Source organism: Leifsonia sp. GW821-FHT13C09, assembly GCF_058806435.1.
Window position 1 is genome coordinate 81,717 of the sequence record NZ_JBXAPS010000008.1, and the last position, 20,372, is coordinate 102,088.

Annotated in this window: 22 protein-coding genes; 16 read left to right on the forward strand and 6 right to left on the reverse strand. The window is 69.8% G+C overall.

The features are described 5' to 3' along the window. Position 1: 1 nt before the first annotated feature. Entirely contained in the window at positions 2–856 is an 855-nt protein-coding gene (locus tag AC1ROW_RS19625) for a lipase family alpha/beta hydrolase (RefSeq protein WP_493020989.1), read from the reverse strand. A gap of 318 nt (positions 857–1,174) precedes the next feature. Here AC1ROW_RS19625 and AC1ROW_RS19630 point away from each other — a divergent pair, with 318 nt between their 5' ends. The 9 genes from AC1ROW_RS19630 to AC1ROW_RS19670 all read left to right on the forward strand — a co-directional run bounded on the left by AC1ROW_RS19630 (position 1,175) and on the right by AC1ROW_RS19670 (position 9,211). Further along, a complete protein-coding gene (locus tag AC1ROW_RS19630) occupies positions 1,175–2,176 on the forward strand; it encodes an SIS domain-containing protein (protein WP_493020991.1) in 1,002 nt (333 codons plus the stop codon). A gap of 10 nt (positions 2,177–2,186) precedes the next feature. Then, the gene (locus AC1ROW_RS19635; protein WP_493020993.1) at positions 2,187–3,137 is read left to right on the forward strand and encodes a PfkB family carbohydrate kinase; all 951 of its coding nucleotides are present in this window, start codon (positions 2,187–2,189) and stop codon (positions 3,135–3,137) included. A gap of 35 nt (positions 3,138–3,172) precedes the next feature. Further along, complete coding sequence (locus AC1ROW_RS19640; RefSeq protein ID WP_493020995.1) at positions 3,173–4,264, forward strand: LacI family DNA-binding transcriptional regulator; 1,092 nt, start codon at positions 3,173–3,175, stop codon at positions 4,262–4,264. A 160-nt stretch (positions 4,265–4,424) separates the two neighbouring features. Beyond that, positions 4,425–5,744, forward strand: a complete 1,320-nt coding sequence (locus AC1ROW_RS19645; RefSeq protein WP_493020997.1) for an ABC transporter substrate-binding protein — start codon at positions 4,425–4,427, stop codon at positions 5,742–5,744. Beyond that, positions 5,741–6,733 carry a carbohydrate ABC transporter permease gene (locus tag AC1ROW_RS19650; RefSeq protein ID WP_493020999.1) on the forward strand — a complete coding sequence of 331 codons (993 nt, stop codon included), beginning with the start codon at positions 5,741–5,743 and terminating at the stop codon, positions 6,731–6,733. The genes AC1ROW_RS19645 and AC1ROW_RS19650 overlap by 4 nt, the downstream gene beginning before the upstream one ends. After that, positions 6,727–7,563: a carbohydrate ABC transporter permease gene (locus AC1ROW_RS19655; protein WP_493021001.1), complete on the forward strand. Its 837-nt coding sequence runs from the start codon at positions 6,727–6,729 to the stop codon at positions 7,561–7,563. The genes AC1ROW_RS19650 and AC1ROW_RS19655 overlap by 7 nt, the downstream gene beginning before the upstream one ends. 61 nt (positions 7,564–7,624) lie before the next feature. Beyond that, positions 7,625–8,299, forward strand: a complete 675-nt coding sequence (locus AC1ROW_RS19660; RefSeq protein ID WP_493021003.1) for an SDR family NAD(P)-dependent oxidoreductase — start codon at positions 7,625–7,627, stop codon at positions 8,297–8,299. 58 nt (positions 8,300–8,357) lie between these two features. Further along, entirely contained in the window at positions 8,358–8,711 is a 354-nt protein-coding gene (locus AC1ROW_RS19665; RefSeq protein WP_493021005.1) for a metalloregulator ArsR/SmtB family transcription factor, read from the forward strand. Continuing rightward, positions 8,708–9,211: an SRPBCC family protein gene (locus AC1ROW_RS19670; RefSeq protein ID WP_493021007.1), complete on the forward strand. Its 504-nt coding sequence runs from the start codon at positions 8,708–8,710 to the stop codon at positions 9,209–9,211. Before AC1ROW_RS19665 ends, AC1ROW_RS19670 begins: the two co-directional genes overlap by 4 nt. An 8-nt stretch (positions 9,212–9,219) precedes the next feature. Here the strand turns inward: AC1ROW_RS19670 and AC1ROW_RS19675 are convergent, their stop codons facing one another. From AC1ROW_RS19675 to AC1ROW_RS19690, 4 genes are all read right to left on the reverse strand, one after another. Further along, entirely contained in the window at positions 9,220–10,353 is a 1,134-nt protein-coding gene (locus AC1ROW_RS19675) for an alkaline phosphatase family protein (RefSeq protein ID WP_493021009.1), read from the reverse strand. Then, positions 10,350–11,621: an alkaline phosphatase family protein gene (locus AC1ROW_RS19680; protein WP_493021011.1), complete on the reverse strand. Its 1,272-nt coding sequence runs from the start codon at positions 11,619–11,621 to the stop codon at positions 10,350–10,352. The genes AC1ROW_RS19675 and AC1ROW_RS19680 overlap by 4 nt, the downstream gene beginning before the upstream one ends. A gap of 122 nt (positions 11,622–11,743) precedes the next feature. Continuing rightward, on the reverse strand, positions 11,744–11,950 hold the full coding sequence (locus tag AC1ROW_RS19685; RefSeq protein WP_493021013.1) for a hypothetical protein: 207 nt from the start codon (positions 11,948–11,950) through the stop codon (positions 11,744–11,746). Between the two features lie 90 nt (positions 11,951–12,040). Further along, on the reverse strand, positions 12,041–13,279 hold the full coding sequence (locus AC1ROW_RS19690) for a DNA polymerase domain-containing protein (RefSeq protein ID WP_493021015.1): 1,239 nt from the start codon (positions 13,277–13,279) through the stop codon (positions 12,041–12,043). A gap of 123 nt (positions 13,280–13,402) precedes the next feature. Between AC1ROW_RS19690 and AC1ROW_RS19695 the strand changes: the two genes are divergently transcribed. From AC1ROW_RS19695 to AC1ROW_RS19715, 5 genes are read left to right on the forward strand one after another with little or no spacing between them, the layout of a single operon-like run. Next, positions 13,403–13,702 (forward strand): lactococcin 972 family bacteriocin, encoded by a 300-nt coding sequence (locus AC1ROW_RS19695; RefSeq protein ID WP_493021018.1) that lies wholly within the window; start codon positions 13,403–13,405, stop codon positions 13,700–13,702. A gap of 22 nt (positions 13,703–13,724) precedes the next feature. Continuing rightward, positions 13,725–14,375 carry a hypothetical protein gene (locus AC1ROW_RS19700; RefSeq protein ID WP_493021020.1) on the forward strand — a complete coding sequence of 217 codons (651 nt, stop codon included), beginning with the start codon at positions 13,725–13,727 and terminating at the stop codon, positions 14,373–14,375. Further along, the gene (locus AC1ROW_RS19705) at positions 14,372–15,442 is read left to right on the forward strand and encodes a peptidoglycan-binding domain-containing protein (RefSeq protein WP_493021022.1); all 1,071 of its coding nucleotides are present in this window, start codon (positions 14,372–14,374) and stop codon (positions 15,440–15,442) included. Before AC1ROW_RS19700 ends, AC1ROW_RS19705 begins: the two co-directional genes overlap by 4 nt. Then, entirely contained in the window at positions 15,433–16,053 is a 621-nt protein-coding gene (locus AC1ROW_RS19710) for an ATP-binding cassette domain-containing protein (protein ID WP_493021024.1), read from the forward strand. Before AC1ROW_RS19705 ends, AC1ROW_RS19710 begins: the two co-directional genes overlap by 10 nt. Then, positions 16,050–17,123, forward strand: a complete 1,074-nt coding sequence (locus tag AC1ROW_RS19715) for a hypothetical protein (protein ID WP_493021026.1) — start codon at positions 16,050–16,052, stop codon at positions 17,121–17,123. Before AC1ROW_RS19710 ends, AC1ROW_RS19715 begins: the two co-directional genes overlap by 4 nt. A gap of 3 nt (positions 17,124–17,126) precedes the next feature. On the opposite strand, the gene AC1ROW_RS19720 is transcribed toward AC1ROW_RS19715, so the two are convergent. Further along, the gene (locus AC1ROW_RS19720; protein WP_493021028.1) at positions 17,127–17,558 is read right to left on the reverse strand and encodes a VOC family protein; all 432 of its coding nucleotides are present in this window, start codon (positions 17,556–17,558) and stop codon (positions 17,127–17,129) included. A 126-nt stretch (positions 17,559–17,684) separates the two neighbouring features. On the opposite strand from AC1ROW_RS19720, the gene AC1ROW_RS19725 reads away from it, so the two are divergent. Together AC1ROW_RS19725 and AC1ROW_RS19730 are read left to right on the forward strand one after the other, a co-directional pair. Beyond that, complete coding sequence (locus tag AC1ROW_RS19725) at positions 17,685–18,503, forward strand: alpha/beta fold hydrolase (RefSeq protein ID WP_493021030.1); 819 nt, start codon at positions 17,685–17,687, stop codon at positions 18,501–18,503. 194 nt (positions 18,504–18,697) lie between these two features. Further along, positions 18,698–20,332, forward strand: a complete 1,635-nt coding sequence (locus tag AC1ROW_RS19730) for a Re/Si-specific NAD(P)(+) transhydrogenase subunit alpha (RefSeq protein WP_493021032.1) — start codon at positions 18,698–18,700, stop codon at positions 20,330–20,332. Positions 20,333–20,372 lie beyond the last annotated feature (40 nt).

The following is a 20,372-nucleotide window of genomic DNA, read 5'->3' on the forward strand; positions in this document are numbered from 1 at the left end:
GTCAGCCCAGGCAGTTCGGCTGGTAGGCCGGGTCGGCCGGTCCCTTCGGCACGCTCAGCGCCTCCAGCACGAGCTGCTGGACGACCGGGTCGTTGGGCGTCTGGTCGTGCTCGATCGGGTCGGCGGGGCATTTGTTCTGGATGACCGTGTTGGTGACCTGCGACGGCGAACCGCTCAGCGCTTGGCTCTGATACGGCGTCACCACCTCGTCGTGGGTGGTCGAGATGACGGTGTAGCTCGGGCCCTTCACGGTGTCGCCGATCGAGTTCAGCTTCTGCAGGAACGCCGAGCCGGCGGTCTGGTCGGCGCACGCCGGGCACGCCGTCGGGGAGGCGCTGGTCAGCGCGGGCAGCCCATCGGGGCCCGGGACGATCACGCCCTGGGTGCCGTGGTTGGACGGCGCGATGCCGATCAGCTGGTGCACCTTCGGCGCCCCGCCGAGGAAGCCGAGGTAGTAGCGCGGCATCATGCCGCCCTGACTGTGGCCGACGAGGTCGACCTGCTTCGCCTTGGTCGCGGCGAGCACGGCGTCCACGAAGGGCGAGAGCTGCTGGGCGGACTGCGCGATCGGGCCGGAGGCGTCCACGCCGTTGTACTGTCCGTAGTCCAGGGCGAACACACAGTAGCCCGCCTGCTTGAGCACGGGGGACATGGTGGACCAGTTCTTCGCCATACTCTCGAACGTCCCTGGCACCAGGATCACCGGGTACGGGTGGGCTGCCGACGGCACGCACGACCAGTCGTTGGCGCCCGGGGGAGAGGCGGAGACGGTGTCCGCCTGGGCGGGCAGGGCGATCGCCAGCGACCCGAGGGCCGCCGCGGCGCCGGCGACGAGCAGTTTCTTCAGTAACGACATCGGTACCTCTTCCTGTGCGCCCGGTGGTGAGGACTCGGGGTGGTCCGGCACGGACGCGGGTGATGCCGCGACACGGTAGACGCCGTGGCGATGGGGTCAAGGCGTTCGCAGGGCCCCGGGAGGCTTCGCCCAGGTGTTGCCAAGGTGGTGCGTCGCGCGATTCGTGCCGAATGTCGCGAATGGTGCGGCGAGACCCGCGATTCGTGCCGAATGTCGCGAACGCGTCGCGTGCGTGCGCTTGCCCTGTGCGCCTCTGTCTGCCACAATGTGAGACAGATTGATACCGGTACCAAAACGTGAGCCGGTGGAGGGAGACACATGCTGGGCTTCAACGAAGAGGAATTCCTGGAGCAGGTGCGGAGCACGGTCGCGCTGCGGCCGCAGATCGAAGCGCTCGTCGAGCGCATCCAGGCGGGCCATTGGAAGAACATCTACTTCATCGGCGCCGGCGGCACCTACGCCGCCGCGCTGCCGTACGAGCGGTTCTTCCAGACCCGCTCCAGCTTTCCGGTGCGCACGGTCATCGGCAAGGAGTTCGTCCTCGCGCCCGACCCGCAGTTCGGCCCCGACTCGGTCGCGATCTTCGCGTCCGTCTCCGGCACCACCGAGGACATCCTCGAGTGCGTCGAGTTCGCCAAGGAGAAGGGCGCGCTCACCATCGGCTTCACCGGCTACCCCGAGAGCCCGATCGCCACGGCCGTCGACGAGCTGCTCCTCTCGGCGCCGAAGGCGTGGCCGTTCGACGTGCAGTTCCTTCTCTTCGGGGCGGCCTTCCTCGCCAACCGCGGGGAGTTCGACGGCTACGACCGGCTGGTCCAGGATCTGCAGTACATCCCGGAGGCCCTCGTCGCGGTCACGAAGCAGGCGGACGAGGTCGGCCAGGCGTTCGCTCGCGCGCACGCCGAGACCGACTATCACTTCCTGGTCGGCTCCGGGAACCTCTGGGGCTTCACCTACCTCTACTCCATGTGCATCCTTGAGGAGATGCAGTGGCTGCGCACCACGCGGGTCCACGCGGCCGAGTTCTTCCACGGCTCGCTCGAGCTGATCGAGAAGGACACCAGCCTCCTGCTGTTCGTGGGGGAGGACGAGACGCGCCCGTTGATGGATCGTGTGCTCGCCTTCTCGAAGAACTACAGCGACGACGTCACCGTCATCGACACGAAGGACTACGCGCTGCCCGGCGTCAGCGACGAGTTCCGCGGCCTTCTGGCGCCCATGGTCGCGGACGCGGTGGTCGACCGGTTCAGCAAGCACCTCGCCCAGGTGCGCGACCACTCGCTGGACCTGCGCCGCTACTACCGCGTCGTGGCCTACTGAACGGCCCTCGATGAGCACAGTGCGCGTCCTGGGCCTCGGGGACAACATCGTCGACCGCTTCGTCGATCGCGGTGTCGAGTACCCGGGCGGGAACGCCGTCAACGTGGCCGTGTTCGCCCGCCGACTGGGCGCGGAGGCGGCCTACCTCGGAGTGTTCGGCGACGATGAGCGCGGGTCGTTCGTCCGGGACGCGATCGAGGACTGCGGGGTGGACACCTCGCGGTCCCCGGTCCGTCCCGGGCCGAACGGCGTGACCGAGATCGAGACCGTCGACGGCGAACGCCGCTTCCTCGGCTGGAACCAGGGCGGGGTGACGGCCAGCGATCCGCTGCGGCTGCGGGAGGAGGACGTCCGCTACGCCTCCGGATTCTCCCTGGTGCATTCGAGCGTGTACTCGGCGGCGGTCGACGAGCTCCCGAAGCTGGCCGCCACCCGGGTGCTCCGCTCGTACGACCTCTCCGCCGAGCCGGAGTACCGGACGGCCGAGTACCTCGACACCATCGGCCCGTGGATCGACCTGGCGCTGGTGTCGCTCGGCGGCCTCGGTCGCACGGAGGTGTGGGCCGAGCTGCGCCGCATCGCCGGGCACGGCCCCTCGCTCGTGCTGGGCACACAGGGTCCCGCGGGCGCGGTGCTGTTCGACGGGGACGCCTTCTACTACTCGGAGCCCGCTCCGGTTCCCGGCGCGTTCCAGGACACGATGGGCTGCGGCGACGCGTACCTCGCGGCGTTCGTGGTTGAATTGCTGGGATCCGGCTGGCGCAGGAATGCGCGGCCCGGCGGTGTCGCGCTGACCAGGGCGATGAGGCGCGCGGCGCAATTCGCGGCGCTCCAGTGCACCGTCGAGGGCGCGTTCGGCCACGGGCGTCCCATCGTCGGGACGGCCGAGGTGGGCAGCCCGGTCGGAGGGCTGGCGGCCGATGGATTGGCGGCCAGCGGAGTGGCGGCCGGCGAGGGGTGATCCTTCCGCCGCCCCGCCGGAAGGAAGGGGAGGCGATGGCAACGGAGCGCGAACGTCCGGCGTCGCCGACGATCTCCGAGGTCGCGGAGGCGGCGGGCGTCGGCCGTGCGACCGTCGCGCGCACGCTCGGGGGCTATGGTTCGGTGAGTCCCAAGACGCGGGATCGCATCCTCGCCGTGGCCGACGAGCTCGGCTACCGCACGAACACGATCGCCCGGAGCATGACGACGGGGGAGACGCGCACGCTCGGCATCGTGGTGGCCGACGTCGGGAACCCGTTCTTCGCGGGGGTCTTGCGCGGGTTCAGCGACACCGCGCGCACGGCCGGCTACGACGTGCTCGTTCTGAGCACCGATGAGAACATGCAGCGGGAGGCGGCCGCCATCGAGGTCCTCGTGGACAAGCAGGTGGACGGCGTCGCCCTCGCCCCGGCAGCAGGGCGCAGCGAGGCGCTCCCGCACCTGGACATCCTCGCCAAGCGCGGCATCCCTCTCGTGCTCCTCGACCGGCTGGTCGACACCGTCGCCGCCGACGCGGTCGTGATCAACAACCGGGAAGCATCCCGCGAGGCGGTGGCCTCCCTCATCGAGCGGGGTCACCGGCGTATCGGCTTCGTCTGGGGACCGGTGACGAACGAGCCAGCGGCGGACGCCGACGACCTCCGCCGCATCCTCGACCATGCGCTGTGGAGCGACGGCGAGCGGCTGCTCGGCTACCTCGACGCCCTCGAGAACGCGGGGATCCCGTTCGACACGTCGCTCGTCACGCACGTCGTCAAGAACGAGCAGCAGGCGACCCGCGCCGTGCTCGGGATGCTGGCGCTGTCGGACGCGCCGACAGCCATCTTCGCCACCGAGACCGATGCGCTGACCGGTTCGCTCCGTGCCATGCGGCAACGCGGGCTGCACTGCCCGGAGGACGTCTCGCTCATCGGCTTCGACGACAGCTCGTGGGCCAGTGTGATGACGCCGCCGATGTCGGTCGTCGCCCAGCCGATGCACCAGCTCGGCGCGCTGACCGCGGAGTGCCTGGTGGCACGCGTGCGCGGAAGTGACGCGCCGCCCGCCACACATGTGCTCCAGGCCTCCTTCGTGTCGCGGGACAGCGTGGTAGCGCCCTCCCGTTGACGGTCCTCTCCGGCCGGATCGGTGCAGCCCTGATCCAAGATTGATACCGGTACCATTTTCGCGTATAGTCATCGCAACCGGCCCCGGAAGCCGGTCGACGATCCAACGAGGGGTCCGGCGGCAGACGATCTCCGCACGACCCGGATGACGGGAGAACCGCGTGAAGAAGACCAGAACCATCTCGGCAGCGGCCGTGGGCGTACTCGCACTCGCCCTGGCCGCCTGTTCGTCCGGCGGCAACGGCGCCGCGGGCGACATCACCGCCAAGCCGGACTACTCCGGCAGCCTCAGCATCCTCACCGCCGCGGCGGGCGACCCGCTCCACTCCTACTTCGAGGGCGTGGTGAAGGACTACCGGAAGCTCCACCCCGGCGTGAAGATCACGCTGGCCCAGGAGACGGACGACAACGCGATCAAGGACAAGGAGAAGGTCCTGATCGGCTCTCAGTCGCTCCCGGACATCTACTTCAGCTACGCGGGCAACTGGGGCGAGAACTTCGCCCTCAACGGACTCGCCGCCGACCTCAGCTCGGTCATCGCGCCCGGCACGAAGTGGGGGGACACCTTCGGCGAGGGATCGCTCAACGCGTTCAAGTACGACGGCAAGTACTACGGCATCCCGCAGTACGTCGACGCCAAGTTCATGGGCTACGACAAGAAGATCTTCTCGGACCTCGGCCTGTCGGCGCCGACGACGCTGGAGCAGCTGGTCTCCGACTGCTCGACCATCAAGGCGGCCGGCTACGTGCCGATCGCCTTCGGCAACAAGGACGGCTGGCCCGGCCTGCACTACCTCGGACAGCTCTTCGCGTACGACGTCCCGCAGAAGGCCAGGGAGGCCGACCTCCTGCCCAAGACCGCGAAGTACACGGACCCCGGCTACGTGCAGGGGATGAAGCAGTTCCAGCAGCTGGTCACCGCGTGCACCGGCGACGGTTCGAACTCCAACGGCGTCACCTACACCACCGCCCAGCAGCAGCAGGCGACGGGCAAGGCAGCCATGTACTACCAGGAGCTCATCGAGTTCGACTCGGTGGTCACCAAGGGCAGCCAGCTGAGCAAGGACGGCTTCGGCATCTTCCCGCTGCCCGCTCCGCAGAACGCCAAGGGCGACACCTCCACGCTGGAGTCGGCCCCCGAGGGCTACATGATCAACAAGAAGAGCAGGAACGCGGCGCTCGCGCTCGACTTCATGAAGTTCGTCATGAACGAGAAGAACGCGACCACTCTGTCGTCGCCGCCCTACGGTCAGCCGAGCGCGGTCAAGGGCGTGGTCACCGGCTCGATCGCCAGTGCCCCGGTGGCCGAGGGCACCAGGCTCGTGAACGACGCGAAGTCGACGGTCGTCTGGCTCGACATGGCCAACGTCCCGAGCGTCGGGGACGCCTGGGTCGCCGCCTCGGAGGGCCTCGTCTCCGGCAGCCTGAGCCCGGAGGACGCGCTGAAGAGCGTGCGGCAGGCGTCCGAGAAGGCGAAATGACCACCACCCAGGCGCCGCAGGCACCCGTACAGCCGCGCGCCGAGTCCCGCACGGGGCTCGGCCGCGGCCGCACGGCCTCCGCCGCGGGCGCGGTCGCGGCGCGATCGGGTTCGCCGGCCGCCTGGCGCGGGCTGATCTGGCTGATCCCCGCGCTCGCGGTGCTCGCGGTCTTCGTCTACTGGCCGCTGATCCAGAACGTCGTCTTCAGCTTCCTGAAGTGGAACATCTACAGCGGTGACCAGACCTTCGTCGGCGGCGACAACTACTCCGCCCTCGCGCAGGACCCGGTGTTCTGGCGGGCGCTCGGCAACAACGCCTGGTACGCGGGGCTGTCGATCGTGTTCCAGGTGTTCGGCGCGCTCGTGCTCGCCGCGATCGTCGAGAGCGTCCGCAGCGATCGCTGGCGCAGGGCGTTCCGCGCCATCTACTTCATCCCGTCCGCGATCTCGCTGACCGTGGCCGGCCTCCTGTTCTACTTCATCTACCAGCCGCAGACCGGGATGCTGAACGTCTTCCTCTCGGATCTCGGCCTCGGCCAGTTCTCCCAGGCGTGGCTCGGCCACGAGGCCACGGCGATCTTCGCGGTCATCGCGATGAGCCAGTGGCAGGGCTTCGGCTACAGCGTGCTGCTCTTCTCGGTGGCGCTCCAGCGCATCCCCACCGAACTCTACGAAGCCGCCGAACTCGACGGAGTCGGGCCGCTCCGCCGGTTCTTCGACGTCTCGCTGCCGCTGGTCCGGGAAATGACCGGCTTGATGATGATCGTCACGGTCTCCGGGGCGTTCCAGGTCTTCAACGAGGTCATGGTGATGACCAGCGGCGGACCCAACAACGCCAGTCAGGTGCTCGGCACGTGGCTCTACCACGCGGGGTTCGTGACCAACGACTTCGGCTCGGCCGCGGCGATCGGCGTCGCGATCTTCGTCATCACGCTGCTGCTCGCCGCCGCGCAGCTCGCGTACTCGCGGAAGAGGAGAGTGGAATGGTAGCCCTCGCACGGTTCGGCCGCGGCGTCCGCGTCGTCGCGATGTGGGGGCTCCTGCTCGCCCTCGTCGTCGTGGTCCTCTACCCGCTGCTGTGGATGGTGACCAACGCTCTCAAGACCAACGCGGAACTCTTCGGAGACCCCTTCGCGCTCCCCACGCGCTGGCTGTGGCAGAACTTCGCGACCGCGTGGAGCCAGGGGGTCGGGGACTTCGTCGGTACGAGCGTGTCGCTCACGATCATCGCGACCCTCATCACGGAGCTGATCAGCGCGTGGGCCGCCTACGGCCTGACCCGGGTGAGCATCCCGCTGAACCGGACGATGACCATCGTGGTGCTCGCGGGCCTGATGCTGGCGCCGACGGTCGCCCTCGTCCCGCTGGTCAAGCTCTTCCAGGCCTGGGGGCTCTACGATTCCTTCCTCGGCCTCCTCATCCTCTACACGGCGTTCCGCATCCCGTTCACGGTCTTCCTGATGCGCGCGTACATGCTCGACCTTCCGCGCGAGGTGGACGAGGCCGCCGCCATCGACGGCGCCTCACGCGCGGTCACCTTCTGGCGGATCATCCTGCCGATGAGCATGCCGATCGTCATCACGACCATCGTGCTCAACGTGCTGCAGAACTGGAACGAATACCTGTTCGCGATGGTCTTCACGTCGGGGACCGGCCTGCAGACGCTGCCGGTCGGGCTCGCGGACCTGATGTCGAAGAACGGCACGCAGTATCCGGTGGTCTTCGCCGGGATGGTGATGGCGGCGCTGCCGATGGTGATCCTGTTCTTCGTGTGCCAGCGCTACTTCGTCCGCGGTCTCGCCGGCGGCGTGGGCAAGTAGGGCGGTTCGGCCGGCATCCGCCGGGGACACCTCTCGGTGATCGTCCGGGTAACGTGGGCGCATGACCACTCTGGCGATCATCGGCGCAGGCCGTCAGCTCGGCGAGTCGCTCGCCCGCCGTTTCGGACGCGAAGGCTTCAGCGTCGCGCTCCTCTCCCGCAGTCAGGAGCGCCTCGACGCCCTGGCCGCCGATCTCGCGGCCGACGGCATCACGGCCAAGGGGTATGCCGCCAACGTGCGCGATCCCGAGGCGCTCGTGAAGGCGCTCGACCTGGCGGCGCAGGAGCTCGGACCGATCGAGGTGCTGAGCTACAACCCGCTCCCGGCGAAGGACTTCCTGCGGCCGTTGCTGGAGTCGACCGTGTACGACATCCAGGCGGCGTTCGAGTTCTCCGTGCTCGGGCCGGTCGCGGCCGTGCACCAGGTCCTGCAGGGGATGCGCGTGCTCGGCCGGGGCACGATCCTCTTCGTCAACGGCGGCAGCGCCGTCCAGCCGGTGCAGCACTTCGCGGGCACGTCGATCGCCTTCGCGGGCGAGACGGCGTATGCGGAGATGCTCGACCAGGCGCTGCGGGACACGGATATCCACGTCGCGCAGCTGATCATCCCGGGCGGGATCATCCGGGGCGACAGCGAGAAGGACCCGGAGGTCCTGGCTGAGCTGCTGTGGAAGATGCACGTCGATCGCGACCGTTTCCGGACGTTCGCCACCGAGCTCGAGGTGCAGCCGTACTGAGCACGCCTCCCCGTATTTCGGTATTGTCTTAATTAAGTCGTCGCTGTATTATCGAGTTGTGACCACGACTCCCACCACCGCCTTCGCCGCGCTGGCCGATCCCACCCGGGCGGCCATCGTGGACCTGCTCGCCCGCCGTGGCGAGCTGGCGGCGGGGGAGATCGGCGCGGAGTTCACGAGCAGCGCGTCCGCAATCTCCCAGCACCTGAAGGTGCTGCGCGAGGCGGGCCTGGTGACCGTGGACAAACGGGCACAGCAGCGCGTCTACCGGCTGGACGCCTCGGCGCTCGCCGCGGTGGAGGGCTGGCTGGCCGACCGCGCGCGGCAGTGGAACGCGCGGATGGACAAGCTGGCCGCGCACATCGAGAAGACACGAGCCGACAAGAAACAAGACAGGGGAGAACTCTCATGACGGACCAGACGACGGACATCGTGGTGCGGCGCATCCTGAACGCGCCGGTCGCCACCGTGTGGAAGCTGTGGACCGATCCCGAGCTGGTCACCGAGTGGTGGGGGCCCGAGGACTACACCTCGCCGTCGGCGCAGGTCGACCTGCGCGTGGGCGGCTCCTACGTGTTCAGCATGCAGGCGCCGGACGACCAGGGCGGGGCCGAGAGCTTCACGGGCGGGGTCTACACCGCGATCGTGCCGCACGAGCGGCTCGAGTTCACGCAGAGCATCACCGACGAGGACGGCGTGCCTCTGCCCGACGACCAGCTTCCGGAGGGCTTCACGCAGAACATCCGCACGGTCGTGGAGTTCGCCGACGTCGGCGGCCTCACCGAACTGACGATCACCGAGAGCGGTTGGTCGCGCAGCCTGATGTCGGTGTTCGCGTACGCGGGCATGCACCAGTCGCTCGACAAGCTGACGACGGACGTGCTCCGCCGGCTGACCGCCGTGGCCGGCTGACGGCTCGCTCAGTTGCGGTAGTTGTACACGTCCAGCCCGAAGCGGTTGAGTCCCGGCGTCGCGGCGTAGCCCAGGTAGGGCAGCCCGAAGGTGTCCTCGATGCTCGCGAGCAGGCTGTAGTGGTTGTACGGGGTGGTCGACCAGGTGCCGCCCTTCACGAACGGCGACAGCACGAGCGCGCCGACCCGGCCCCCGCCGAGGCCCGAGATGCCGGGGAGTGCCGTGTTCGGCCCCGGCCCCTCGTTGCAGCAGCTGGAGGCGTCCGATTGCGGCCCGTCCGACTCGTCGAACGTGATCACCAGAACACCGTCCTGCTTGAACGCGGGCGACGAGGTGATCTTCGGCACCCACTGCTTGAGCCAGGCGTCGGCGCTGACGAGACCGCCGGGCCGTCCGTCGACGCAGGGGGAGTCGTGGCCGTCGTCGCACAGGTTCGGCGTGATCAGCGAGAGGTTCGGCGTGGTCGACACGGACGCGAGGTCGGTCGGCAGCTTCGACAGGTCGACGTCGTTCGCGGCACAGTCCGCGGATCCGGTGATGCTCTGGAAGTAGACGAAGGGGTTGTGCCGGGCCGCGTACTCGTCGCCGACCCGAGCCTTCTGCGTGTCGTCCACGGTGCCCAGGGCAGGATGCCGGCACGGGGTGCCCATGTCCTCCATATAGCCCTTCCAGGTGCGGCCGGAGGCGGTGAGCTGGTCCGCGACAGTCTGCACCGTGGACGGGAACACGCAGCCGTCGCCGACCGCCTGGCCCGGGGAGGCGGTCCCGGTGCCGACGAAGGGTGAGTACGTCTGGCAGTCGGCCTGCATCTGCGGGTTCGGTCCCTGGCCGGAGATCTCGGCCGCGTAGTTCGGCTGCGAGTTGTGCGCCGTCCCGTAATAGGCGTTCAGCAGCACGCCCTGGCTGCGCAGCGTCGTCGACAGGTACGGGGCCGCGGATCCGGGTCCCCAGGTCTCGTCGTAGCCCTTGTTCTCCAGATTGATCACGAAGACGTGCTTCGCGCCGGGGAGGTACGAGCTGGTAGTCGCTGCGCTCACGGTCGCCGCGACGGGCGGCAGCGCCACCGCCGCCGCACCGAGGACGGCTGCGGCCGCGACGGCGAGGCCCGCGATGAGGCGTGTGCGGGTTCTTCTGATGGTCACGGGAGCGTCCACCCTTCTGCGACGGCTTTCTGTTTGAGCGGCGCCCACTCCTCGGCGGCCGGCGGCCCGACCGGGGTGCACGCCGGGCCGGCGACGAACGGCGGCACGGTGTACGCGGGCGCGGCGGTGTCCGGCGCCGACGCGAAGTCGAGCACCTCCGCGATGTTGCGCGCCCCGGCGTCGCGCGGGGTGAGCGCGGGGAGGCCGAACCTCCACTCGATCGCCTTCAGCACCGACGTGTGGTCGTAGGTGCCGTGCGCCACGGAGCCGCGCCGGGCTCGTGGCGAGACGACGAGCGAGGGCACGCGGAAGCCGCGCTGGCCGGTTCCGGCCGCGGGCGTCGCGTCGGGGGCCGTGCCCGGCACCACGTGGTCGAAGAAGCCGCCCCACTCGTCGTAGTTGACCACGAGCAGGGTCTTCGCCCAGTTCGGCGACGTCGTGACCGCGTGGTAGATCTCGTTCAGGAACAGCTCGCCGCTGCGGAGGTCGGCGTGCGGGTGGTCGTCGCCGGAGGTGCCGGACGCCTCGTCCTCGAAGCGTGGGTCGACGAACGACACGGCCGGCAGCGAGCCGCTCGCGCAGTCCGCGAGGAAGTCGGCGTACGGGTGCGAGATGCCGAGGTACTTCGAGCCCCAGAGCGCGAGGAACGGGACGTCGCTGAAGTAGTACTTCCCGCTCACGCCCGCAGCCGCGAGCGAGTCCCAGATCGTCGGCATCGTCGCCGTCGCGGTCGAGTTGTGCAGCCGGTCGGTCTGCGCGGCGTGCATGTAGAAGCGGTTCGGGTAGGTCTCGGCGAGGGTGGCTGCGAAGTACTGGTCGCACACCGTCCACTGCGGTCCGGCTTGCCCCCAGAAGCCCAGGTCGGCCCGGTCGTAGTAGCCGATCGAGAAGTCGTCGTTCTCACCGGCCTTGAGCCAGCCGTCGCACTTCCCGCCGTTCAGCTGGATTCGGCCGCCCTCGTAGGAGTGGTCGGGATCGGGATGGCCGCAGCCCTGGAAGTCGGCGAGGTGGTGGGGGGTGTGCGGGAAGCCGTACCGGTCGATGTAGCGGAGCCCGCTCGGGAGTCCGGTCGCGCCGGGCATCCAGCCTACGAGGTGGTCGAACGACCGGTTCTCCATCATCACGACCACGATGTGGTCGATGCCGGAGGCCGCCGGCGCAGGCAGCGGGGGCACGGAGGCAGCCGCCGTTCCGGGGGTCGCGGCCTGCGCGGCGAAGGCGGTGCCCGCCGCGAGGGCTCCGGCGGTCAGGCCGCCCGCGAGGGTCAAGAAGTGTCTGCGATCGACGTCCACGTCTGGACACGGAACCACGGGAACGCACAGAACTCACCCCGTCCGGTGGATTCGCAACCGGATGTTGGCGTGTGGGTCACCCGCCGGTCACCTGCTGTTCACCCGGTGCGCCGGGGACGCCTCCGCACGATGCCGATCACGATCAGCGCCACCCCCACCACGAGCAGGATCACGCCGACGATCCCCCAGAACGAGGACCCGCTCATCACGGACCCGCCGAGCACGTCGGTGCCCTGGAGCGTCCAGACCAGGCCGATCGCGGCGAGGACGATGCCAGGGACGAGGAACGGCCAACTGCGCTTCATGGGGTCAGGGTATGTCGTGAACGGCTCCGCCGGAATGACCGATCGCGGTCTCCGTGCGTCAGCACCTCCAGGCGTCAGCGCCTCCAGGGGTCAGGGGTGTCCCGGCCACTCCCGCCCGGCCCACGGGTCGTAGTCGGCCACGAGCGCGCCCTGATCGGGCCGGTCGGCCTCCGGGACGTGCTGGAGGTTGATCCGCACCCGGTACCACTGCGAGCTCGACCCGCGCATGCCGTCGAGCAGCTCGTCGGCCGGGTGCAGGAGCCCCGCGACCTCCGGGTGCGCGGTCTTCCACGTCTCCAGCGCCGCCAGCGCCTCCGGCTTGGTCTTCGTGCGCGCCACCTCGATGAGCGGCATCTGCGAGACCCGGCGTCCCGCGCCGTCGCCGGCCCGCGGCGGCTTCTCGGCGGGACCGAGCCGCCTCGCCAGCGCGAGCAGGGCGTCCAGCGAGCCCGCCGCGTCGTCGATCCCCGCATGCGGGTCGCCGACCTGGGCGAACCGGTCGGGAACGGTGAGCACGGTGAACTCCTCCGGCCGGCGGTCGCGCACCTCGTCCCAGTCGAGGGGCGTCGAGACGCGCGCGTCCGGCAGCGGCCGGATCGAGTAGGCGGAGGCCACGGTGCGGTCCTTGGCGTTCTGGTTGAAGTCCACGAAGACGCTCTCGCCGCGCTCCTCCTTCCACCAGCGCGCCGTCGCGAGCCCGGGCGCGCGGTTCTCGACCTCCCGGGCGAGCGTCTCCGCCGCGAGCCGCACGTCGGCGAACCCCCAGTCGGGCGTGATGCGGACGAGGATGTGGAGCCCGCGCGAGCCGGACGTCTTCGGCCAGCCGACGAGCCCGTGGTCCTCCAGCACCTCCCGCGCGACGAAGGCCACATCCACGATCTGCGACCAGTCGACGCCGGGCATCGGGTCGAGGTCGACACGCAGCTCGTCGGGATGGTCGAGGTCTTCCGCGCGCACGGCGTGCGGGTTCAGGTCGAGGCAGCCCAGGTTGGACACCCACGCCAGCCCGGCGGCGTTGCGGAGCACGGCCTCCTCGGCGGACGTGCCGCTCGCATAGTGCAGGGTCGCGGTGTCGATGAAGAAGGGATGCCCCTCCGGCACGCGCTTCTGGAAGAAGGGCTCCTGCGTGAGCCCCTTCACGAACCGCTTCAGCACCATCGGCCGCCCACCGGCGCCGCGCAGCGCGCCGTCCGCGACGGAGAGGTAGTAGCGCGCCAGGTCGAGCTTGGTGAGGCCGGGACCCGGGAACACCACCTTGTCCGGGTTCGAGATGCGCACCTCGATCCCGTCGGCCTCCAGGAACGTCTCGGACTTCGACGACGGGGTCATGCCGCCACGGTAGCCGGGCGGGGGGCGTGGGGCCAGGGGTCTTCACACGTGGACGCACGTGCGCTAGCCTGACGCTTGACATTGAAATCAGCAATGTCAAGCGATACAGATAGGACAGTGATTGTGAAGTTGAGAAACAGAGTCGTTTCGACCGTCCTCGCGGCGGGCGCGTTGACGGTCGGGGCGAGCATCGGGGCGGCACCCGCGAGCGCGTACATCAGCTACCCCGAGGGCGGGACCTGGGACTACGGCAACTCAGGCAAGACGTGGTCGAACTATCACCATGGGTCGAAGCTGCACCGCTCCACGGCGTGCAACTCGTACGCGTGCTACCGTTCGCCGGACGCGGCGCGAGGGTCGTGGTCGTACTCCTCGGTTGCGTGGACCGTGACCGGAAACACCTGGTACTACTACAACTACTAAGCCGACCGTGGTGGGGTGGCGCGTGCTCGCCACCCCACCGTCGTCGCTGAGAGCAGTGATGAAGAGACTCAGCAATCGGCTCGGCGTCGCGATCGCCTGCCTCCTGGCCTTCTCGGGGTGTTCGGCCCCCGAAAATCCTGACGAAGCCGTGCCGATCATCCCGACGGCGTCGGCGAAAGGATGGGCGGCCGAATTCGAGGAGGCCCGGAGGCGCGCGACCACCGATTTCGAACGAAAGGCGTTGGAGGACGACCGGGTCTCCGACGCGGAGTTCGCCGAGATGGAGAGCGCCTTCACGACGTGCATGCGCGAGCGAAACGTCACCTTCAAGGGATTCCGGCCTGGTGGGGGCTATGAGTTCCGGCCAGGTGGAGGCACGACGACCGCTGAGGCCAACGGGATCGCGGATGAGTGCTCGGCGGCATCCGGCCTGGACACGGTCGGCTCGCTCTACTTCCTTATGAAACGCAACCCGCAGAACCTTGACGAGGACGCGATCATGGCGGCTTGCCTCGTCAGGAAGAAGGTGGTTCCACCAACGTACTCGGCAGCCGACGTGGCGCGCGACACACTTGGGGAGACCTATCCGTTCAGCGACAAGGCGCGCGGCGAGGAAGCACTCAAGAAGTGCGGCTCCGATCCGCTCGGGCTCCTGGACAAGCCGACACGATGAGGGCCTGGTTCCCGCGAGCCGCCGTGATCGCGGTGGTCGTCGTCGCCCTGCTCGCGTCGGGGGCGACGTCCGTCTGGCTGTGGATGACGGCCGACCCGCCGGATTCCCTCGCAGCCCCACGCCTCGCGACGTCGGCTCCCGTCTCGTACCAGGACTTCTCGGACCGGCGTGCCGTCACCCTGCGCGTCGACTCCCAACCGGACTCGCGACTGGAGTCCGGGACAGGCGGTCGCGTCACCTCCTTCCCCTGCGCACCGGGGGAGGTCGTGGAGTCCGGGTCGGCGCTGGCCGGCATCGACGGACGTCCGTTGGTCGCGCTCGCGACCGCAGTGCCGCTCTGGCGGGACCTCGGGATCGGTGACCGGGGGGAGGACGTCACGGCCCTCCAGAAGGAGCTCGTGCGACTCGGGTACACGCTGACCGCGGACGGGACCGTGGGTCGGCGCACGCTGGCGGCGACCGCCACGATGTTCGAGCGGGCGGGGGAGACCGCCCCCGACTCCGAGCTCGTCCAGGCCGGCCGCCTCGTCTGGATTCCGGCGGCGTCCGTCACGATCGGCGAGTGCCGGACCTCCGTCGGGGAGACGCAACAGGCCGGCGATGTCCTCGCGACGACATCGGGCGCGACCACCCAGGTGTCCGTGATCGAGCCGATCGCCGACCTCGTCGACGGCGAACGGACGCTGACCGTCGACTCCGTCACGGTCCCCATCGCGGGTGCGGGGATCGATGACGCGGCGGCGCTCGCCGCCCTGGCGGCCACCCCATCGCTCCAGCGCGACGACGCCGCCACAGCGACCGGGCGGGGCGACCCCGCAGGAGAGGTGGGCAGCGCCGGCGCGATCCGCGGTGAGATCGAGCTCGCCAGCCCGGTCCGTGTCGGGGTCGTCCCACCCTCCGCCGTGTACGCGATCGAGGGCGGTACCGGTTGTGTCGCCACGGGCGATACGGCGCTACGCGTCAGGATCGTCGGATCCCAGCTCGGCCAGACCTTCGTCCTGTTCGACGCGGAGCAGCGGCCCGACACGGTGCTACTCTCCAGCGCGAGGCGCCCGGCGTGCACGTAGCGCTCGACCGGGTGGGCCATCGTTTCGGGCGTTCGGGGGATTGGCTGTTCCGGAGTCTGACGTTCGCCTTCCAGCCAGGGGAGGTCTACGCCCTGACCGGCCCGTCGGGCTCGGGCAAGAGCACCCTGCTCTCCCTGCTCGCGGGACGAAACCGGCCCGTGGAGGGAGCCATCCACCTCACGGGCATCGACAGGGTGAGCTGGGTGTTCCAGAATCCGTTCGGCTCGCCCCGCCGCACCGCCCTCGATCACGTCGCCCTGCCGATCCTCGCCCGCGGGGAGTCCGCGCCGGCCGCGGAAGACCAGGCGCACGAATATCTCGCGCGCTTCGAGCTGGAGTCCGTCGCGCACCGGCGCTTCGGCGACCTCTCCGGAGGCGAGTCGCAACGCCTCATGCTCGCCCGCGGGCTGGCGTCGCGGCCGAGTCTCCTGCTCATCGACGAGCCGACCGCCCAGCTCGACCGCCGCACCGCCGAGCGCGTGGACGCGGCCATCGCAGCGGTCGCCGACCCGTCCACCATCGTCGTCGTCGCCACGCACGACGCGCGCACGCGCGATGCGTGCACGGGCCTGCTCGATCTGGGTGCGCTCGGAGGGAGTGGAGCCGGGTGAAGCTCTCCGCTCTGTTCCGCGAGGCCGGCCGCAACATCACGACGGGGACCACCCGCTTCGCGCTGCTCGGCATCCTGGCGGCCGTCGTCTTCGCCTCCCTCGTCCTCCTGGACGCCTTGACGACCTCCGGCCTGGTCGCCTCCGCCGAGCGGTTCCGTTCGTCGGGCGCCGCGACGGAGATCGTCGTCGCGGAGGGCCGCGTGGACGGCGCGGCCTGCGAAGCGCTGTCGGACGTTCCAGGGGTTGCGGCCTCGGGGGCTCTGCGCTCCTCCGCACGGAAGATCACGATCGCGACCCTCCCGGACGCGCCCGTCCCGGCATACGAGGTCTCGCCCGGGTTCGCCGCTGTCGTCTCTGACCGATCAGGGTCACCGAGTGGTGTGCTCCTCCCGCGAGACCTCGCGGACATGATCCGCGCCGGCCCCGGTGACGAGGTCGCGACCGACGCCGGCCCGATGAAGGTGGCGGAGGTGTTCGAGTATCCGTCCGACGGTCGGCGCCCGGGCTTCGGTTACGCGATCCTGTCGGTCGGGAACGCGCCCGGGTCGTACGACGAATGCTGGGCGACGGCGTGGCCGCAGCTGCCGAACCTCCGCACCCTCCTGCTCGCGACCATGTCGCCGTCCGCCGGCGACGGCGCCGACAAGCCACAGGTCATGCAGCTCAATTCCTCGCACGGCGCATCATTCGAAGGGAATGCGTCCTTCACGGAGCGCCTGACCCGAGCCGCTGCACCAGCCACCGCGGTGATCGCTGCCGGGATCGGATTCGCCGGCGTCAGGACGCGCCGCCTGCAGCACACCTCCGCCCTCCACGCCGGGCTGGGGAAAGGAGACCTCCTGGCGCTCGGTCTGCTCGAGGCAGGAGGCTGGTCGGGGGCGGCGGGAGCGATCGGGGTCGGAGCCGCGGCTGTGGGCGCCTCCATGGTCGAGCGCGGGGATCAGCTCGCGGTCTTCGCGTCGCTGCTGGGCATCCCCCTGGCGGGCGTGGCCGGGGCTCTCATCGGGACGCTCGTCGCGACGGCCGCGATGAGCGAGAAGCACCTCTTCCGCTACTTCAAGGACCGCTGACCCTCACTGCAGACAGAACTCGTTCCCCTCCGGGTCGCGCATCATGATCGCGAACTCCGGGTACGGTCCCCACGACCCGTCGAGCACCTTCTCCACTGTCGCCCCCATCCCGACGAGCCGGTCGGCCTCGGCCTCCACCTCTTCGCGGGTGGCGTGGCGGCCGGAGGCGGGGGTGATGTCGATGTGCATCCGGTTGCGCTGCCGTTTCTCGTGCTGGTAGCGCGTGAAATAGAAGCGCTGGTGGGTCGGGTCCTCGTCCCAGGCCACCGCGCGGGCGGCGAGGTCGTCGTCGGTGAGGCCCGCCGCGCGGAGCTCGGCCTCCTCCTCGGGCGTCAGCCACTCCGGCTCGGGGTAGCCCATCACGGCGGCCCAGAACCGGGCGAGAGCTGCGGGGTCGGCGGCGTGGAAGGTGACGTTCGCGATCCGTGCGGTCATCCTCCGGAGTGTAACGGCCGGCGGTTTCCACACCTAGACGCGAGCTGGCGCCGGGCTCTAGACAGGACCTGTGCCGGTGTCGCCACTCGACCATCCATCCCCTTCCAGCCTCTAGGAGAATCCGCCATGCCTCACTTCACCACCTCCGACGGAACCGAGCTGTACTACACCGACCAGGGCTCCGGCCGTCCCGTGCTCTTCTCGCACGGCTGGCCGCTCAGTTCCGACGCCTGGCAGGTCGAGCTGAAGGTGTTCGCCGACGCCGGGTACCGGGTCATCGCGCACGACCGGCGCGGGCACGGCCGGTCGTCACAGACATATACCGGAAACGACATGAGCACCTACGCGAGCGATCTCGCCCAGCTCGTGGACCACCTCGACCTGCGTGAACTCGTGGTCGTGGGCCACTCCACCGGCGGCGGCGAGGTCGTGCGCTATGCTGCCCAGCACGGGGCTGGTCGGGTCAGGGCGGTCGTCACCGCGGGCGCCGTGCCGCCGCTCATGCTCAAAACAGAATCCAACCCGGAAGGCACCCCGCTGGAGGCCTTCGACGGCATCCGAGCGAACGTCCTCCACGACCGATCGCAGTTCTGGAAGGAACTGGCGCTGCCGTTCTACGGCTTCAACCGCGACGGGGTGGCCGTCTCGCAGGGCCTCATCGACGACTTCTGGCGGCAGGGGATGCTGGTCAACCTCGCCGCGGCATACGACTGCGTCAAGGCGTTCAGCGAGACCGACCAGACCGCCGACCTCCAGGCGCTCGATGTCCCGATCCTCATCGCGCACGGCGACGACGATCAGATCGTGCCGATCGTGGCGGCGGCGGAGAAGTCCATCACGCTGGTGAAGGACGGGACGCTCAAGGTCTATCCCGGAGCTCCCCACGGCATCTACGGTGCGTACCAGGAGGAGCTCGACAGAGACATCCTGGCGTTCATCGCGTAGCGGGCCTGGCGGCCGCTGTTCGCGGGGGTGATACACGCGGCGACCGCGCGGGTCTGACTCGCGTTCCCGCAGGAGGACACGTCCAGATCTCCTGCCGATGCCCGTTCGACAGGAGATCGAGCGCGCGTCGCGGCCGTGACTCCTTCCGGAGGGCGCGGCCTGCTAGTGTCCAGGGAAAAGCCGAGGGAGGCCAGGTGTCGTACGTCGGCATCGTCGCAGAGCGGGCGGAGGAGGCCCGGGTCGCGTCCAGCCCGAGTTCCGTGAAGAAGCTCGTCTCCTTGGGATATGACGTGCGCGTGGAGGCCCGCGCCGGAGCGCGGGCCGCGTTCACCGACGAGGCCTTCGCCGCCGCGGGCGCGACCGTGACCTCCCGGGCCGACGCGTGGGGCGCCGACATCGTGCTCAAGGTGGCCCCGCCGACCGAGGACGAGATCGCCCTCCTCGCCGACGGCGCCACCCTGATCGCAACGCTCAGCCCCGCCTTGCGCCCCGACCTCCTCGCCGCGCTGTCGCAGCGCGGGATCACCGCGCTCGCCCTCGACGCGGTGCCCCGCATCTCCCGCGCCCAGTCGATGGACGTGCTCAGCTCGATGGCCAACATCTCCGGCTACCGGGCCGTGGTGGAGGCCGCCCATGAGTTCGGGCGCTTCTTCACCGGGCAGGTCACCGCCGCAGGTAAGGTCCCGCCCGCGAAGGTGCTGGTCGCCGGCGCCGGCGTCGCGGGCCTGGCCGCGATCGGTGCCGCGTCGAGCATGGGCGCGATCGTCCGCGCGACCGACCCGCGGCCGGAGGTCGCCGACCAGGTGCGGTCGATCGGCGGCGAGTACCTCGCAGTGGAGGTCGCGGGCGACGAACAGATGCAGTCGGCCGACGGCTACGCGAAGGCGACCAGCGAGGCGTACGACCGCCGCGCGGCCGAAATCTACTCGGAGCAGGCGCGAGACGTCGACATCGTCATCACGACCGCGCTCATCCCGGGTCGTCCCGCCCCGAAGCTCCTCACCGAGGCGGACGTCGCGAGCATGCGCCCCGGCTCGGTCATCGTGGACATGGCGGCCGCGCAGGGCGGCAACGTCGCCGGATCGGTGCCGGGGGAGCGGGTGGTCACGCTCGGCGGGGTGATCATCCTCGGCTACACCGACCTCCCGTCACGGCTGCCGACCCAGTCGTCGCAGCTCTACGGCAACAACCTGGTCAGCCTCCTCACCCTGCTCACGCCCGGGAAGGACGGCAGGCTCGTGCTCGACTTCGACGACGTCGTGCAGCGGTCGGTGACCGTCGTGCGCGACGGGGTGACGACCTGGCCGCCGCCGCCCGTGACGGTCTCGGCTGCGCCGCCCCCCGTCGCGGTCGCGCCCGTCGCCGTCCCCGCGCCGAAGGAGCCGTGGCTGACGCCGGTGCGCAAGGCGGTGCTGACCGCTGTCGGCCTCGCCGTGCTGTTCGCGCTGACCACGCTCGCGCCGTATCCGCTGCCGCAGCACTTCACCGTCCTCGTGCTGGCGACCGTCATCGGGTTCTACGTGATCGGCAACGTGCACCACGCGCTCCATACGCCGCTGATGAGCGTGACCAACGCAATCTCCGGCATCATCGTCGTCGGTGCGATCGTGCAGTTGACGTCGCATGAGCCGCTCGTGCAGGCGCTCGCGGCGATCGCGGTGCTGGTGGCCTCCATCAACGTGTTCGGCGGGTTCGCGGTGACGCGAAGGATGCTGGCGATGTTCACGCGGAGCGACGCGGCCGGGCGCGGCCCGGGCAGCGGACCCGGCCCGAACAGCGGACCCGGCCCGAACAGCGGACCCGGGCCGAAGAGCGGGGCGAACCGGTGAGCCTCGCCGTCGCGGACGCCGCCTACCTGGTCGCGGCCGT

Excerpts from the sequence above, each read along its gene's own strand:
- AC1ROW_RS19660 (WP_493021003.1), top strand. The coding sequence starts at position 7,625 with ATGACCACTCTGGCGATCATCGGCGCAGGCCGTCAGCTCGGCGAGTCG.
- AC1ROW_RS19725 (WP_493021030.1), top strand. The coding sequence starts at position 17,685 with ATGCCTCACTTCACCACCTCCGACGGAACCGAGCTGTACTACACCGAC.
- AC1ROW_RS19685 (WP_493021013.1), bottom strand. The coding sequence starts at position 11,950 with ATGAAGCGCAGTTGGCCGTTCCTCGTCCCTGGCATCGTCCTCGCCGCG.
- AC1ROW_RS19630 (WP_493020991.1), top strand. The coding sequence starts at position 1,175 with ATGCTGGGCTTCAACGAAGAGGAATTCCTGGAGCAGGTGCGGAGCACG.
- AC1ROW_RS19655 (WP_493021001.1), top strand. The coding sequence starts at position 6,727 with ATGGTAGCCCTCGCACGGTTCGGCCGCGGCGTCCGCGTCGTCGCGATG.
- AC1ROW_RS19640 (WP_493020995.1), top strand. The coding sequence starts at position 3,173 with ATGGCAACGGAGCGCGAACGTCCGGCGTCGCCGACGATCTCCGAGGTC.
- AC1ROW_RS19670 (WP_493021007.1), top strand. The coding sequence starts at position 8,708 with ATGACGGACCAGACGACGGACATCGTGGTGCGGCGCATCCTGAACGCG.
- AC1ROW_RS19690 (WP_493021015.1), bottom strand. The coding sequence starts at position 13,279 with ATGACCCCGTCGTCGAAGTCCGAGACGTTCCTGGAGGCCGACGGGATC.
- AC1ROW_RS19705 (WP_493021022.1), top strand. The coding sequence starts at position 14,372 with ATGAGGGCCTGGTTCCCGCGAGCCGCCGTGATCGCGGTGGTCGTCGTC.
- AC1ROW_RS19650 (WP_493020999.1), top strand. The coding sequence starts at position 5,741 with ATGACCACCACCCAGGCGCCGCAGGCACCCGTACAGCCGCGCGCCGAG.
- AC1ROW_RS19720 (WP_493021028.1), bottom strand. The coding sequence starts at position 17,558 with ATGACCGCACGGATCGCGAACGTCACCTTCCACGCCGCCGACCCCGCA.
- AC1ROW_RS19625 (WP_493020989.1), bottom strand. The coding sequence starts at position 856 with ATGTCGTTACTGAAGAAACTGCTCGTCGCCGGCGCCGCGGCGGCCCTC.
- AC1ROW_RS19635 (WP_493020993.1), top strand. The coding sequence starts at position 2,187 with ATGAGCACAGTGCGCGTCCTGGGCCTCGGGGACAACATCGTCGACCGC.